Below are 14,125 nucleotides of genomic sequence, written 5' to 3' on the forward strand. Positions count from 1 at the left end.
AGTGCTGGCCTCTTCGCGGGTAAACCCGCTCCCACAGGGACATTACAGCCCCGAGGTCTGCGCAATACCTGTGGGAGCGGGTTTACCCGCGAAGAGGCCGTCACTGACGAAACAAACCTGTCAGCGATAATCCAGGTCAGATATCCCAAACCACATTGATGCCGAAGTTGCGCCCCGGCATGGTCAGGCGGTCGATGTTGGCCGGCTGGGTCACGGCCGCTTCACCCTGGCCGTCGTAGCTGCGTACCGAATCCCACTGCCAGTACTTCTTGTCGGTGAGGTTGTACAGGCCGGCGTTGATGGTCACGTCGTCGGTGATCTTGTAGTAACCGGTCAGGTCCAGCACCCCATAGCCGGGGGTACGGAACTTGGAACTCGAGCCGTCGGGCGAGTAGAAGGTGCTGTCGTCGACGCGGGTCTTGCGCTTGACCAGTGTCCAGCTCAGCAGGCCGCCGTAGTGCTGTTGTTCGTAACCCAGGCCAAACACGCCCTTGAGCGGGTTGACGCTGTTCAGTGGCTCGCCGGTGTCATCGTTGCGGCCATAGGTGTAGGCGATCGAGCCTTGGGTATACAGGCCCTGCGGCGCACCGAAGTGGTCGAGGTTCAGGCGGCCCTTGACCTCGGCACCCTTGATGGTGGCGTGCTTGATGTTGTTGGCCTGGAAAGTCTGCTCCAGGTTGGCGCTTTGTACGGCGTCTTCGTCGATGAAGTCGCGGTACTTGTTGTAGAACACAGCCACGTCGAAGTTGCCGGCGTCGAAGTTGCCACGCAGGCCGGTTTCATAGCTTTTGCTTTTTTCCGGTTCCAGGCCCGGGTTGCCTTCGACGCGGTAGCCTTGCTCGATGTTCTCAAATTTCCCGTACATGGATTTGGCAGTCGGGGTGCGGAAACCTTCGGCGTACTGGCCATACCAAGTGTAGTTGTCGTTGAAGGCGTAGGTCAGGCCTAACTTGGGCGAGACGCGATGCCACTTCTTGTCCGAGTCGTCCTGGGAGGTGGGTGCGGTACCGCTGGACTCCAGGCCACGCAGGAATTCCTCGGTGAACCTGGGCTCCATGCGCGTGTAGTCGTAACGAGCACCAGGCATGAAGGTCCAGTTGTTCCAGCGGATTTCATCCTGCACGAACAAGCTGTAGGTGTTCACGGTCGGGTCCGGGAAGTCGCTGACCAGGGCCTGGCCGTCTGCCGGGCGCTCGGCGCCAGCGGCAGAACAACCTGAACCAACGGCCAGGCAGGTGCCAGTGCCGCTGCGCGAACCGGTGACCTTCTCGTGCTTGAGGGTGGTGCCGTAGGTCAGCAGGTGGTCGGTGGCGCCGAGGCTGAAGGCCTTGTCCAGCTGGGCGTCGAATACCCACTGGCGGTCCTTGTAGGTGGTGTCGCGGGTACGCAGCACCTGACGGCCAGGTGGTGCGTAGACTTCTTCGGTGTGCTGGTCGGTCTTGGCGATCTGATAGTTCAGGCTCCACTTCACATGGTCGGCCACCAGCGAATCCAGGCCGAACTCATGGTTGATGCCAAAGCGTTCGCGGGTGATGGTGTCGTTGCCATTGCGCGCCTTGTAGTAACCCGAGGCACCAAAGCCAGGAATGAACGGCCCGCCCACCGCACTGAGGATGTTCTGGTCGCGGTCATCCTTGTAGCGTTCGTAGGTGAAACCCAGGCGCGCGTCGTCGGCGTAGTTCCAGCCCAGCTTGGCCAGCACGTTTGTGGTGCGCACGTCCATCGGGTTGGCTTCGGTACGGGCCAGGCCGTCACCGCTGTGGCCGCCGTGGGTCTCGGTTTCGTGGCCGTTGCGCTGGCTCAGGTGCAACAGGCCGTCGAAGTCGCCCTGGCGGCCGGCGACGGTGGCGGAGGTCAGCCAGCTTTCGTCGGCCGAGCTGTAGCCGGTCTTCAGGCGGGCGCCTGCGTCCTTGCCGGGCTTGATGATGTCGTCCGGGTCGAGGGTGAAGTAGCTCACCGCGCCGCCGATGGCGTTGCTGCCGTACAGCACCGAAGCCGGGCCGCGGAGGATTTCCACACGCTTGACGATCTCCGGGTCCACGTAGTTGCGCTGGGTCTGGGCGTAGGGGCCGAAGAAGAAGCTGTCGGGGATCGACACCCCATCGACCTGGGTGAGGATGCGCTCGCCGTCGATGCCACGGATGTTGTAGCCGTTCAGGCCGCTGCGCTGGCCGGTGCCGGCTACCGACACGCCCGGTTCGTAGCGCACCAGGTCCTGGATGTTGTTGACGTTCTGCCGGTCCAGTTGCTCGCGGGTCTGCACGCTGACGGTGCTCGGCACCTGGCTGACGTCCTGGGCGCTGCGGGTGGCGCTGACGGTCACCTGCTGCAGGGCAATCACATTGGCGCTGGCCTGGCGTTCGAGCACCACATTGCCGTTGCTGATCTTGCGAAAGCCCAGGCCGGTGCCGTGCAGCAGGCGCTTGAGTGCGGCTTCCGGCGGCAGCGAACCCTGCACCCCTGGCGATGCCACGCCGTCGGCCAGTTCGGCGCTGAAGCCGACCTGCCAGCCGGTGACCTGGCTGAAAGCATTGATGGCCGAAACCAGCGGCTGCTGGCCGATGCTGAAGCGGTAGTCGCCCATGCGCGGGCTGCTGGCCTGTGCCGGCTCGGCGGCCAGTGCCGGCAGGCTGATGGCGCCGCTGGCGAGCAGGGCGAGGCTCAGTAGGGAAAGGCTCAGGAGGGGCAGTTGCCCTCCATGGCGAGGAAGAGTGGAGGGGCGGGTAGGACCTGTGGACATCGGAAGCGCTCCCTGACGCGCGGACTGTTATAGGTGATGGCTGTCCTCGTTTTCAAACGAGAATCAGTTGCATTGGCTATAACGAGACGGGCGGGGTAGCGCGACTGCGTAAAAAAAGTTGGATTGCGGTCTGGCGATCGGTATCGCGATTTCTGTGGGAGCGGGCATGCCCGCGAAACAGGCACCGCGGTGGATGGCACGGGCGTTGCCCGTGTTCGCGGGCACGCCCGCTCCCACAGGGACCGTGTCGGGTTTCAGATTTGCGGATCAGTTCAGGATGACCAGTGCCGGGAACTCATGCAGCTGTGCCGAGGTGATGTGGGCCAGCGCGCGCAGGGTTTCCAGCGGCTGGTCGAGGCGGTAGTTGCCGGTGACCGCCATGTCTTCCAGCTGCGCGTTGCGGTTGATGATCCAGCCCGGGTAGTAGCGCTGCACCTCGGCCAGCACCTGGCTCAGCGGGCAGTTCTCGAACACCAGGCGGCCGTCGACCCAGGCCAGGTCCTTGTGCATGTCGGGGCGCTGGCGCTGGCCGAACCCCTGGGGGCCGACGCTGATGCTGTCGCCGGCACTCAGGCGGATGCGCTGGTCGCGGCCCCCCTGCAGGTCGACATCGCCGCGCTGCACCCGCACCTGTGCCTCGCCGTCGAGGTAGCGCACGGCAAAGTCGGTGTCGCGCACCTGCGCGCGCAATGGCCCGGCCTGCACTTCCAGTGGCAGCAGCGCGCCCTCGGGGACTTGGAAATAGGCCTCGCCTTGTAGCAGGCGGGCGATCTGGCGGCCGTCACGCTGCTCGCTGGCAAATGCCGAATTGGTGTTGAGCAGCACTTTCGCGCCGTCTTCCAGCTGCAGGCGCTGGCGCTCGCCCACCACCGTCAGGTGGTCGGCCTGCAGGCGCATGGGCAGGTTGCCGAGGGTGAACAGCCCGACCAGCAGCAGCGCCGCCGTGGCCAGGGGTTTCCAGTGGCTGCGCAGGCGCCCGCGCCACGAGCGGCGCTGTTGCTGATGCATCTGCACGGCCACCTGGTGCAGCGGTGCGCCGTTCCACAGGGCTTCTGCCTCGACATAGGCCTCGGCATTTTCCGGCGCTGCGCTCAGCCAGGCTTCGAAGGCCTGGGTGTCCTCGGCGTCGGCGCATTGCAGGCGCACCAGCCAGTCCAGCGCCTCGTCCATGGCACGAGCACGGGCGCTGGGCCCGGCGGGTGACGGGCGAGGGGGGCTGTCGGTCACGGTGAATCCTTGAATGGTTTTTTGCGAATGATCAAGGCTGAGGCGGGGCGTGGCAAGGGCTTTGCGTTGCCTCACTTGAGGCGGTCGGCGACACCCATGCAGATCGCCATGATCAGTTTCAGTTCCTTCTGTACCGTGCTGGGCGAAACATTCAGTTGTTCGGCGATTTCCAGGTAGGTGGCGCCATGCAGGCGGCTGAGGATGAAGATGCGCTGCTGGCGTTCGCTCAACTGGTTGAGGCTGATGCTCAGGTGCTTGAGCAACTGCTCGGCATGGGCCGCATCCTCGCTGCTGGTGGCCGGCGCGGCCACGCTGTGCAGGACCTCGTCGGGCACGTCGTCGACCAGCATGCGCGATTGCACCCTGCGTGCGCGCAGGTGGTCGAGGGCCAGGTTGCGTGCGGTCTGGAACACGAACGGTTCGATGTGTTCGATGGGCCGCTCACCGAGGGCGCGGGACACCCGCAGGTAGGTTTCCTGCAGCAGGTCCTCGGCCGTGTTGGGGTTGCCCACCATGCGCTGCAAGGTGCGCAGCAGTGTAAGGCGCTGGACGAGGAAGACAGAGTTGAACCGGGACTGACTCACTGGGGGACCTGGCCGACGAAAGGTTAATGATAATGCTTATCATCCATATCGAAGGTCAAGCCTGGAAATGTTAGGAAAAGGTAAAGATTGTGAGTCCCAGCCTTGCGCGGTCCCATGTAGGAGCGGCCTTGTGTCGCGATGGGCTGCGCAGCAGCCCCAGGATTTTGGCCGTGGCACAGATTGCAGGGGGCTGCTGCGCAGCCCATCGCGACACAAGGCCGCTCCTACAGGGAGCGTGCCGAAGCTCAGCGGGCGCGGCACAACGCCAGACAGTTATCCAGCATGCGGTTGGAGAACCCCCACTCGTTGTCATACCAGGCCAGCACCTTGAGCATGCGCCCGTTGGCCCGGGTATGGTTGGCATCGAAGATCGACGACAGCGGGTTGTGGTTGAAGTCGCAGGAAACCAGCGGCAAGGCGTTGTAGCCCAATACCCTGGAATGCTTGCTGGCCTCGAGGAACAACTGGTTGACCTGCTCGGCCGTGGCCTCGCGCTTGAGGTTGACGGTGAGGTCCACCAGCGACACGTTGATCACCGGCACCCGTACCGCCATGCCGGTAAGCTTGCCGGCCAGCTCCGGCAGCACCAGGCCAACGGCCTCGGCAGCGCCGGTCTTGCTCGGGATCATCGACTGGGTCGCCGAGCGCGCACGGTACGGGTCGCCGTGGTACACATCTGTCAGCACCTGGTCGTTGGTATAGGCATGGATGGTGGTCATCAGGCCCTGTTCGATGCCGAACTCGCGGTGCAACACCTGGGCAATCGGTGCCAGGCAGTTGGTGGTGCAGGAGGCATTGGAAATGATCTGGTGCGAGGCCCGCAGGATGTCATGGTTGACCCCGTACACCACGGTGGCATCGGCGCCTTTGGCCGGTGCCGAGACAATCACCTTGCCAGCTCCCGCAGCCAGGTGTGCGGCGGCCTTGGCGCGCTCGGTGAACAGCCCGGTGCATTCGAACACCACGTCGATCGCCTCGGCCTTCCAGGGCAGTTCGGCCGGGTTGCGGATGGCGCTGACCGCGATACGGTCACCATTGACCGTGAGGCTTTCGTGGTCGGCCTCGACGCTGGCGTCGAAGGTGCCGTGCACGCTGTCGTACTTGAGCAGGTGGGCATTCATGGCGCTGTCGCCCAGGTCGTTGATGGCGACGACCTGCAGGTCCTGGCGGTAGCCTTGGGTATACAGTGCGCGCAGGACGTTGCGCCCGATGCGGCCGAATCCATTGATGGCGATGCGTAGAGTCATGGCAGTACCTCTGGCAGTCCGAGTGAAACCTGTGGCACAAAGGAGCTTCACTGAAACGGTTTTGTTGTTGGAATTACAAGATTATTCACCTGCCGATAGAAAACAAGCCTTTTTAGTGGCAGTATTTTGTTTAAACATACAACGAGTGGTTGGGCGACGTGCCTCCACCGATGCAGCGGGCTCCTCTACCTTGAGCCTAGGCCGCAATCGTTTGGAGGGGAAATGCCCGGTAAACCGCCCTTACAATTAGCCTGGAGTCCAGTACATGCATCCGCGCATCCTTGAGGTCACCCAGCGGCTGGTCGAACGTAGCCGTGCCACCCGCGAACGCTACCTGCAACTGATTCGCGGCGCGGCCAGTGACGGCCCCATGCGTGCCAGCCTGCAGTGCGCCAACTTCGCCCATGGCGTGGCCGGTTGCGGCAGCGACGACAAACAGACCCTGCGCCTGATGAACGCGGCCAACGTGGCCATCGTCTCGGCCTACAACGACATGCTTTCGGCGCACCAGCCGTACCAGCACTTCCCCGAGCAGATCAAGCAGGCCCTGCGCGAGGTCGGCTCGGTCGGCCAGTTCGCCGGTGGCGTGCCGGCCATGTGCGATGGCGTGACTCAGGGCGAGCCAGGCATGGAGCTGGCCATCGCCAGCCGCGAAGTGATCGCCATGTCCACCGCCGTGGCCCTGTCGCACAACATGTTCGACGCCGCGCTGATGCTGGGCATCTGCGACAAGATCGTCCCCGGCCTGATGATGGGGGCGCTGCGCTTCGGCCACCTGCCGACCATCTTCGTTCCGGGCGGGCCGATGGTCTCCGGCATTTCCAACAAGCAGAAGGCCGACGTGCGCCAGCGCTATGCCGAAGGCAAGGCCAGCCGCGAAGAGCTGCTGGAATCGGAGATGAAGTCCTACCACAGCCCTGGCACCTGTACCTTCTACGGCACTGCCAACACCAACCAGCTGGTGATGGAAGTGATGGGCCTGCACCTGCCGGGCGCCTCGTTCGTCAACCCGTACACACCGCTGCGCGACGCGCTCACCGCCGAGGCCGCGCAGCAGGTCACGCGCATGACCAAGGCCAGCGGCAACTTCATGCCGCTGGGTGAAATCGTCGACGAGAAGGCGCTGGTCAACTCCATCGTCGCCCTGCACGCCACCGGTGGCTCGACCAACCACACCCTGCACATCCCGGCGATTGCCCAGGCCGCGGGTATCCAGCTGACCTGGCAGGACATGGCCGACCTGTCCGAGGTAGTACCGACCCTGTCCCACGTCTACCCCAACGGCAAGGCCGACATCAACCACTTCCAGGCCGCGGGCGGCATGGCCTTCCTGATCCGCGAGCTGCTCGATGCCGGGCTGCTGCACGAAGACGTCAACACCGTGGCCGGCCATGGCCTGCGCCGCTACACCCAGGAGCCGTTCCTCGACAACGGCAAGCTGGTGTGGCGCGAAGGGCCGCAGCACAGCCTGGACGAAAGCATCCTGCGCCCGGTGGCGCGGCCGTTCTCGGCCGAAGGCGGCCTGCGGGTGATGGAGGGCAACCTTGGCCGCGGCGTGATGAAGGTGTCCGCTGTTGCCCCCGAGCACCAGGTGGTCGAGGCCCCGGCGCGGGTGTTCCACGACCAGCAGTCGCTGGCCGATGCGTTCAAGGCCGGCGAGCTGGAGCGTGACTTCGTCGCCGTGGTGCGCTTCCAGGGCCCGCGCTGCAACGGCATGCCCGAGCTGCACAAGCTCACACCGTTCCTCGGCGTGCTGCAGGACCGTGGCTTCAAGGTGGCGCTGGTGACCGACGGGCGCATGTCCGGTGCCTCGGGCAAGATCCCGGCGGCCATTCACGTTTGCCCCGAGGCTTATGACGGCGGCCCGCTGGCACGGGTGCGCGATGGTGATATGGTGCGGGTCGATGGTGTCGAAGGCACGCTGCGGGTAATGGTGTCGGCCGAAGAACTGGCCAGCCGCGACCTGCCGCCAGCGCCACAGGGCAACGACCTGGGCTGCGGGCGCGAGCTGTTCGGCTTCATGCGCGTGGCGTTCAGCCCGGCAGAGCAGGGCGCCAGTGCGTTCACCTCGGCCCTGGAGAACCTCAAATGAAGGACCTGCTGGTTGGCGACATCGGCGGCACCAATGCCCGTTTTGCGTTGTGGCGTGACAACCAGCTGCACGAAGTGAAGGTCTTCGCCACCGAGGACTACACCAGCCCGGAACAGGCCATCGAGGCTTACCTTGAAGGCTTGGGCATTACCCGCGGCGGCGTGACTGCTGCCTGCCTGGCGGTGGCCGGGCCGGTCGATGGCGATGAGTTCCGCTTCACCAACAACCATTGGCGCCTCAGCCGCGTGGCCTTCTGCCAGACATTGCAGGTCGAGCGGCTGCTGCTGATCAACGATTTTACCGCCATGGCGCTGGGCATGACCCGTCTGCGCCCTGGCGAGTTCCGCGAAGTGTGCCCAGGCCAGGCAGACCTGTCGCGGCCGGCCCTGGTCATCGGCCCTGGTACCGGGCTGGGCGTGGGCGCGCTGCTGCGCCTGGGCGAACAGCACTGGCATGCCCTGCCGGGGGAGGGCGGGCACGTCGACCTGCCGGTGGGCAATGCCCGCGAAGCGGCGATTCACCAACAGATTCACGCTCAGATCGGCCACGTCAGCGCCGAAACCGTGCTCAGTGGCGGTGGCCTGCTGCGCCTGTACCAGGCAATCTGCGCGCTGGACGGCGACACACCCCGACACAAGACCCCGGCACAGATCACCGATGCCGCGCTCGGCGGCGAGCCGCGGGCGCTGGCGGTGATCGAGCAGTTCTGCCGGTTCCTCGGCCGAGTCGCTGGTAACAATGTTCTGACGCTGGGCGCGCGGGGAGGGGTCTATATTGTCGGCGGCGTGATCCCGCGCTTTGCCGAGCTGTTCGTGCGCAGCGGGTTTGCCGCCAGTTTCTCCGACAAGGGATGCATGAGTGGCTATTTCGATGGCGTACCGGTTTGGCTAGTGACGGCGGAGTTTTCCGGGTTGCTGGGTGCCGGGGTGGCCTTGCAGCAGGCGCTGGATAACCGATAGGTAGCAGGGGGCCGCTGTGCGGCCCATCGCGACACAAGGCCGCTCCTACACGGGGCCGCGCCATTCTGTAGGAGCGGCCTTGTGTCGCGATGGGCTGCAAGGCAGCCCCCGAAGGCAACACCCGACAGCAGGCAAAAAGACCTGCAATCAACAAGAGGAAGGACCACCTTGAGCACTGCCGGCAAATCGATCCTGATGGTCGACGACGACCAGGAAATCCGCGAACTGCTGCAAACCTACCTGAGCCGCTCCGGCTTCCAGGTGCATGCCGAAGCCGACGGCAAGGGCTTTCGCCGCGCGCTGGAGTCCACCCCCTGCGACCTGGTCATCCTCGATGTCATGCTGCCCGACGAAGACGGCTTCAGCCTGTGCCGCTGGGTACGCCAGCACCCGCGCCAGGCACGGGTACCGATCATCATGCTCACCGCCAGCTCCGACGAAACCGACCGGGTCATCGGCCTGGAGCTGGGCGCCGACGACTACCTGGGCAAACCGTTCAGCCCCCGCGAACTGCAAGCGCGGATCAAGGCCCTGCTGCGCCGCGCCGAGTTCGGTCAGGCGGCGCCGGGCAGTGCGGTGCTGGCCTTCGACGACTGGCGCCTGGACACGGTCAGCCACCGGCTGTTCCATCGCGACGGTGAGGAGGTGATTCTCTCCGGCGCCGACTTCGCCCTGCTCAAGCTGTTCCTCGACCACCCACAGCAGATCCTCGACCGCGACACCATCGGCAACGCCACCCGTGGCCGCGAGCCGATGCCGCTGGACCGCATCGTCGACATGGCGGTCAGCCGCCTGCGCCAGCGCCTGCGCGATACCGACAAACCACCTCGGCTGATCCGCACCGTACGCGGCAGCGGCTACCTGTTGGCTGCCCATGTCTGCAATGCGCCCTGAGCGGCGCTGGCGACTGCTGCCGCGCTCGCTACTGGGGCGCATGCTGCTGCTGACCCTGCTGGTAGTGCTGCTGGCCCAGGGGTTGTCGAGCATCATCTGGGTTGCCCAATTGCGCGCCAGCCAGTTGCAGGGCCTGCGTGCCAGCGCCAGCAGCCTGGCTCATTCGATGAGTGCCAGTGTCAGCTACTTCCGTTCGTTGCCGGTGGCCTACCGGCCGATGGTCCTCGACCAGCTGCGCAGCATGGGCGGTACGCGCTTTTTCGTGTCGCTCAACGCCAAGCCGCTGGACATGCCGCTACTGCCCGTTACCCCGCGCAAGCAGGCGGTTATCGATGTGTTCCAGCAAGTGCTGCATGAGCGCCTGGGTTCGCAGATGGAAATTTCCGTGGAGTTCGTCGGGCCGGACGACCTGCGTATCTTCAACAGCGGCCTGAAGCTCGACGAACTGCCACGCTCCTGGGCGCATTACTCGCTGACCCTGGAGCCACTCAACCCGCCGGTGCTGGTCACCCAGATCCGCCTGGGCGAGGGTGAGTGGCTGTACATCGCCTCGCTGCTGCCCGAGCCCTACACCAGCCTGGAGGCCGAGCGCCTGCCGCGTCAGCAGATAGGCTTCATCGTGCTGACCACGGCCTTGCTGCTGTTGTTCATCGGCTTGCTGGTGCACTGGCAAAGCTGGCCGCTCAAGCGCCTGGCCCGGGCTGCGCGGGAGATGTCGCTGGGCGCCGATGTGGCGCCGGTGGCCGAAGGTGGTGGCAGCGAGGTGGTCGAAGTGGGGCGTGCGTTCAACAGCATGCGCGAGCGCATCAGCCGCTACCTGACCGAGCGCAGCCAGCTGTTCAGCGCCATTTCCCACGACCTGCGCACGCCGATCACCCGCTTGCGCCTACGCGTCGAGCTGCTGGAGGACGAGCGCCTGCAGGCCAAGTTCAGCCAGGACCTGGACGAGCTGGAGCTGCTGGTCAAAGGCGCGTTGCAGTGCGTGAAGGACACCGACATCCACGAGAACATCGAGCCGGTAGACCTCAACCAGGTGCTGGAAATCCTGGCCGAGCCTTACCTGGGCGATGGCCGCATCACGCTCGAAGGCCGGGCGCTGGCGCCTTACCCGGGCAAGCCGCTGGCATTGCGGCGCTGCATCGGCAACCTGATCGACAACGCCATCAAGTACGGCGAACGGGCGCGGCTGCGCATCATCGACAGTGCCGAGGGGTTTGTGCTGCAGGTGGATGACCAGGGGCCGGGGGTGCCGCAGCAGCAACTGGAACAGGTGTTCGAGCCGCACTTCCGTCTGGCCGGGCAGCAGCAGGGGTACGGGCTGGGGTTGGGGATTGCGCGCAACATTGCCCATAGCCATGGCGGGGAGGTGAGCTTGCTGAACCTGCGTGAGGGCGGGTTGCGGGTGACCTTGTATCTGCCGCGGGGCATGGACTGAAGGGTTGTATTGCCTGTACCGGCCTCTTCGCGGGTAAACCCGCTCCCACAAAGACCTCACAGGTCGATACAGACTCCGAGGCTGACGCAAAAACCTGTAGGAGCGGGTTTACCCGCGAAGAGGCCGGTACGGGCAACACAAATGTCACTGGCTGGTGACAAATCCACCCTCCTTGGTGACATTCCCATCCAGGCCCGCTCACTAGAATTCGCAGACGACTGGCAAGGATCAAGCTGGCCCATGAGCACCTCCAACCTGCCTTCCACCCGCTGGCTCGACGCCCCGGCGCACAACGCCTGGCGCATGGCAGAAGGGCAACGCCTGCTGGCCTTCGCCACGGCTTCGAAACTGCCCGATGGCTTCGGCAGCCTCGACGCCGCAGGCCTGCTTGCCCCCGGTGCCCGCGCCGAAACCCTGATCACCGCCCGCATGACCCACTGTTTCGCCCTGGCCGACCTGCAGGGCGTGCCCGGCTACCTGGCATATGCCGAACACGGTGTGGCCGCCCTGCGTGGCGCGCTGCAGGATGCCACCTACGGCGGCTGGTTCGCCCACCCCGGTGGCCATGACGACAGCGGCAAGGCGGCTTACCTGCATGCCTTTGTCGCCCTGGCCGCCAGCTCGGCGGTGATGGCAGGTGCTGGCGGTGCACCAGCCCTGCTGGCAGACGCGGTGCAGGTGCTCGAAGCGCATTTCTGGAGCGAAGAGGAGGGTGCCCTGCGGGAAGCCTTCTCCCGCGCCTGGCAGTTGCCCGAGCAGTACCGTGGCGCCAACAGCAACATGCATGCGGTCGAGGCCTTCCTGGCCCTGGCAGACGTCACTGGCGACAGCCTGTGGCTGCAACGCGCCTTGCGCATCGCCGAACGCATCATCCATACCCATGCCGCTGCCAACGGCTACCGGGTCATCGAGCATTTCGACGCCCTCTGGCAGCCACTGCCGCACTACAACCAGGCGCACCCGGCCGACCACTTCCGGCCTTATGGTTCCACGCCCGGGCATGCCCTGGAGTGGGCGCGGTTACTGCTGCATCTTGAAGCCAGCCTGGAACGGGCCGGCCTGCATGCCCCGCAGTGGCTGCCAGACTGTGCCCGCGCATTATTCGATACAGCCTGCCAGCAGGCCTGGAACGTCGATGGCGCGCCCGGTTTCGTCTACACCCTGGACTGGGACGATCGCCCGGTGGTGCGCGCACGCCTGCACTGGGTGCATGCCGAAGCCTGCGCCGCCGCCGCGGCCCTGTTGCAGCGCACGGGCGAGGCGCACTACGAGCAGTGGTACCGCCGTTGCTGGGACTTCATCGCCAACCATTTCGTTGACCATGGCGCTGGCAGCTGGCACCACGAACTCGATGCGCACAACCAGCCGGCCGCGACCATCTGGCCAGGCAAGCCCGACCTCTACCATGCCTACCAGGCGCTGCTGCTGCCAGGCTTGCCACTGGCACCCAGCCTGGCCAGCAGCTTGGCCGGCAATGTAACCAAACGATGACATTCACGCATCGCTTCGTTACCTGGCGAGGCGAGCACGCTGTTTAGACTTCATGCAACGCAAGCGATCGACTTGCACGGCATAACAACAAGAAAGGTGCTTCGATGAATTCCACGCTCCGTCTCGCTGCCGCAATCTCACTGGCCTCCTTGTTCCCGCTGAGTGCCTTGGCTGCCGATGCCAAAGGCAGTGTCGAGGTGGTGCACTGGTGGACCTCCGGTGGTGAAAAAGCGGCGGTCGATGTGCTCAAGGCCCAGGTCGAAAAAGATGGCTTCACCTGGAAGGACGGCGCTGTCGCCGGTGGCGGTGGTGCCACCGCCATGACCGTGCTCAAGAGCCGCGCCGTGGCCGGCAACCCGCCGGGTGTCGCGCAGATCAAGGGCCCGGACATCCAGGACTGGGCAGCCACCGGCCTGCTCGACGCCGATGTGCTCAAGGGCGTGGCCAAGGACGAAAAGTGGGACTCCCTGCTCGACAAGAAGGTCGCGGATACCGTGAAGTACGACGGTGACTATGTCGCCGTGCCGGTGAACATCCACCGCATCAACTGGCTGTGGATCAACCCCGACGTCTTCAAGAAGGCCGGCATCGACAAGGCGCCAGCCACCCTCGACGAATTCTACGCCGCCGCCGACAAGCTCAAGGCCGCCGGCTTCATCCCGCTCGCCCATGGCGGCCAGCCGTGGCAGGACAGCACCGTGTTCGAAAGCGTGGTACTGGCGGTGATGGGGGCCGATGGCTACAAGAAGGCTCTGGTCGACCTCGACAGCGCGGCCCTGACCGGCCCGCAGATGGTCAAGGCGCTGACCGAACTGAAGAAGGTCGCCACCTACATGGACCCGGACGGCAAAGGCCAGGACTGGAACCTGGAAGCGGCCAAGGTCATCAACGGCAAGGCCGGCATGCAGATCATGGGCGACTGGGCCAAGAGCGAATGGACCCTGGCGAAGAAAACCGCCGGCAAGGACTATCAGTGCGTGCCATTCCCCGGCACCGACAAGGCGTTCCTGTACAACATCGACTCGCTGGTGGTGTTCAAGCAGAACGACGCCGGCACGTCTGCCGGCCAGCAGGATATTGCCCGCAAGGTGCTGGGCGAGGACTTCCAGAAGGTCTTCAGCAGCAACAAGGGGTCGATCCCGGTGCGCAACGACATGCTGGCCGACATGGGCAAGTATGGCTTCGACGCCTGCGCGCAAACCTCCGCCAAAGACTTCCTGGCCGATGCCAAAAATGGCGGCCTGCAGCCGAGCATGGCGCACAACATGGCCACCACGCTGGCCGTGCAAGGCGCGTTCTTCGATGTGGTGACCAACTACATCAACGACCCCAAGGCCGACCCGGCCGATGCGGCGAAGAAGCTGGCGGCGGCGATCAAGGCTGCCCAGTAAAGCTGACGCGATTCCGTTGTAGGAGCGGCCTTGTGTCGCGATGGGCTGCGCAGCAGCCCCATAAC

Annotated in this window: 10 protein-coding genes; 6 read left to right on the forward strand and 4 right to left on the reverse strand. The window is 64.9% G+C overall.

Annotated features, from left to right (window positions below; genetic code table 11):
• Positions 1 to 136 precede the first annotated feature (136 nt).
• The 4 genes from ABNP31_RS05060 to gap form a co-directional block, all read right to left on the reverse strand.
• The gene (locus ABNP31_RS05060; protein ID WP_350013054.1) at positions 137 to 2,740 is read right to left on the reverse strand and encodes a TonB-dependent receptor; all 2,604 of its coding nucleotides are present in this window, start codon (positions 2,738 to 2,740) and stop codon (positions 137 to 139) included.
• Positions 2,741 to 3,007: 267 nt separating this feature from the next.
• Positions 3,008 to 3,967, reverse strand: a complete 960-nt coding sequence (locus ABNP31_RS05065; RefSeq protein WP_075043895.1) for a FecR family protein — start codon at positions 3,965 to 3,967, stop codon at positions 3,008 to 3,010.
• Positions 3,968 to 4,038: 71 nt separating this feature from the next.
• Entirely contained in the window at positions 4,039 to 4,551 is a 513-nt protein-coding gene (locus ABNP31_RS05070; protein ID WP_025337861.1) for an RNA polymerase sigma factor, read from the reverse strand.
• 245 nt (positions 4,552 to 4,796) lie between these two features.
• The gene (gene gap / locus ABNP31_RS05075; protein ID WP_041506241.1) at positions 4,797 to 5,798 is read right to left on the reverse strand and encodes a type I glyceraldehyde-3-phosphate dehydrogenase; all 1,002 of its coding nucleotides are present in this window, start codon (positions 5,796 to 5,798) and stop codon (positions 4,797 to 4,799) included.
• 265 nt (positions 5,799 to 6,063) lie between these two features.
• On the opposite strand from gap, the gene edd reads away from it, so the two are divergent.
• The 6 genes from edd (at position 6,064) to ABNP31_RS05105 (ending at position 14,060) form a co-directional block, all read left to right on the forward strand.
• Positions 6,064 to 7,890, forward strand: a complete 1,827-nt coding sequence (gene edd / locus ABNP31_RS05080) for a phosphogluconate dehydratase (RefSeq protein WP_238067316.1) — start codon at positions 6,064 to 6,066, stop codon at positions 7,888 to 7,890.
• On the forward strand, positions 7,887 to 8,849 hold the full coding sequence (locus ABNP31_RS05085) for a glucokinase (protein WP_350013055.1): 963 nt from the start codon (positions 7,887 to 7,889) through the stop codon (positions 8,847 to 8,849). Before edd ends, ABNP31_RS05085 begins: the two co-directional genes overlap by 4 nt.
• A gap of 168 nt (positions 8,850 to 9,017) precedes the next feature.
• Complete coding sequence (gene gltR, locus ABNP31_RS05090) at positions 9,018 to 9,743, forward strand: two-component system response regulator GltR (RefSeq protein WP_025337864.1); 726 nt, start codon at positions 9,018 to 9,020, stop codon at positions 9,741 to 9,743.
• Positions 9,724 to 11,178 (forward strand): ATP-binding protein, encoded by a 1,455-nt coding sequence (locus tag ABNP31_RS05095; protein WP_025337865.1) that lies wholly within the window; start codon positions 9,724 to 9,726, stop codon positions 11,176 to 11,178. Before gltR ends, ABNP31_RS05095 begins: the two co-directional genes overlap by 20 nt.
• 240 nt (positions 11,179 to 11,418) lie before the next feature.
• Positions 11,419 to 12,669, forward strand: coding sequence for an AGE family epimerase/isomerase (locus ABNP31_RS05100; protein WP_350013056.1), 1,251 nt, complete (start codon positions 11,419 to 11,421; stop codon positions 12,667 to 12,669).
• A gap of 104 nt (positions 12,670 to 12,773) precedes the next feature.
• Positions 12,774 to 14,060: an ABC transporter substrate-binding protein gene (locus ABNP31_RS05105; RefSeq protein ID WP_238067320.1), complete on the forward strand. Its 1,287-nt coding sequence runs from the start codon at positions 12,774 to 12,776 to the stop codon at positions 14,058 to 14,060.
• Positions 14,061 to 14,125: the final 65 nt, after the last annotated feature.

Origin of the sequence: Pseudomonas asiatica (assembly GCF_040214835.1) — a bacterium.
Classification (GTDB): Bacteria; Pseudomonadota; Gammaproteobacteria; order Pseudomonadales; family Pseudomonadaceae; genus Aquipseudomonas; species Aquipseudomonas putida_Z.

Coding starts and splice junctions, on each gene's coding strand:
- ABNP31_RS05060 (WP_350013054.1), bottom strand. CDS start 2,740: ATGTCCACAGGTCCTACCCGCCCCTCCACTCTTCCTCGCCATGGAGGG.
- ABNP31_RS05105 (WP_238067320.1), top strand. CDS start 12,774: ATGAATTCCACGCTCCGTCTCGCTGCCGCAATCTCACTGGCCTCCTTG.
- ABNP31_RS05095 (WP_025337865.1), top strand. CDS start 9,724: ATGTCTGCAATGCGCCCTGAGCGGCGCTGGCGACTGCTGCCGCGCTCG.
- gap (WP_041506241.1), bottom strand. CDS start 5,798: ATGACTCTACGCATCGCCATCAATGGATTCGGCCGCATCGGGCGCAAC.
- ABNP31_RS05100 (WP_350013056.1), top strand. CDS start 11,419: ATGAGCACCTCCAACCTGCCTTCCACCCGCTGGCTCGACGCCCCGGCG.
- edd (WP_238067316.1), top strand. CDS start 6,064: ATGCATCCGCGCATCCTTGAGGTCACCCAGCGGCTGGTCGAACGTAGC.
- ABNP31_RS05085 (WP_350013055.1), top strand. CDS start 7,887: ATGAAGGACCTGCTGGTTGGCGACATCGGCGGCACCAATGCCCGTTTT.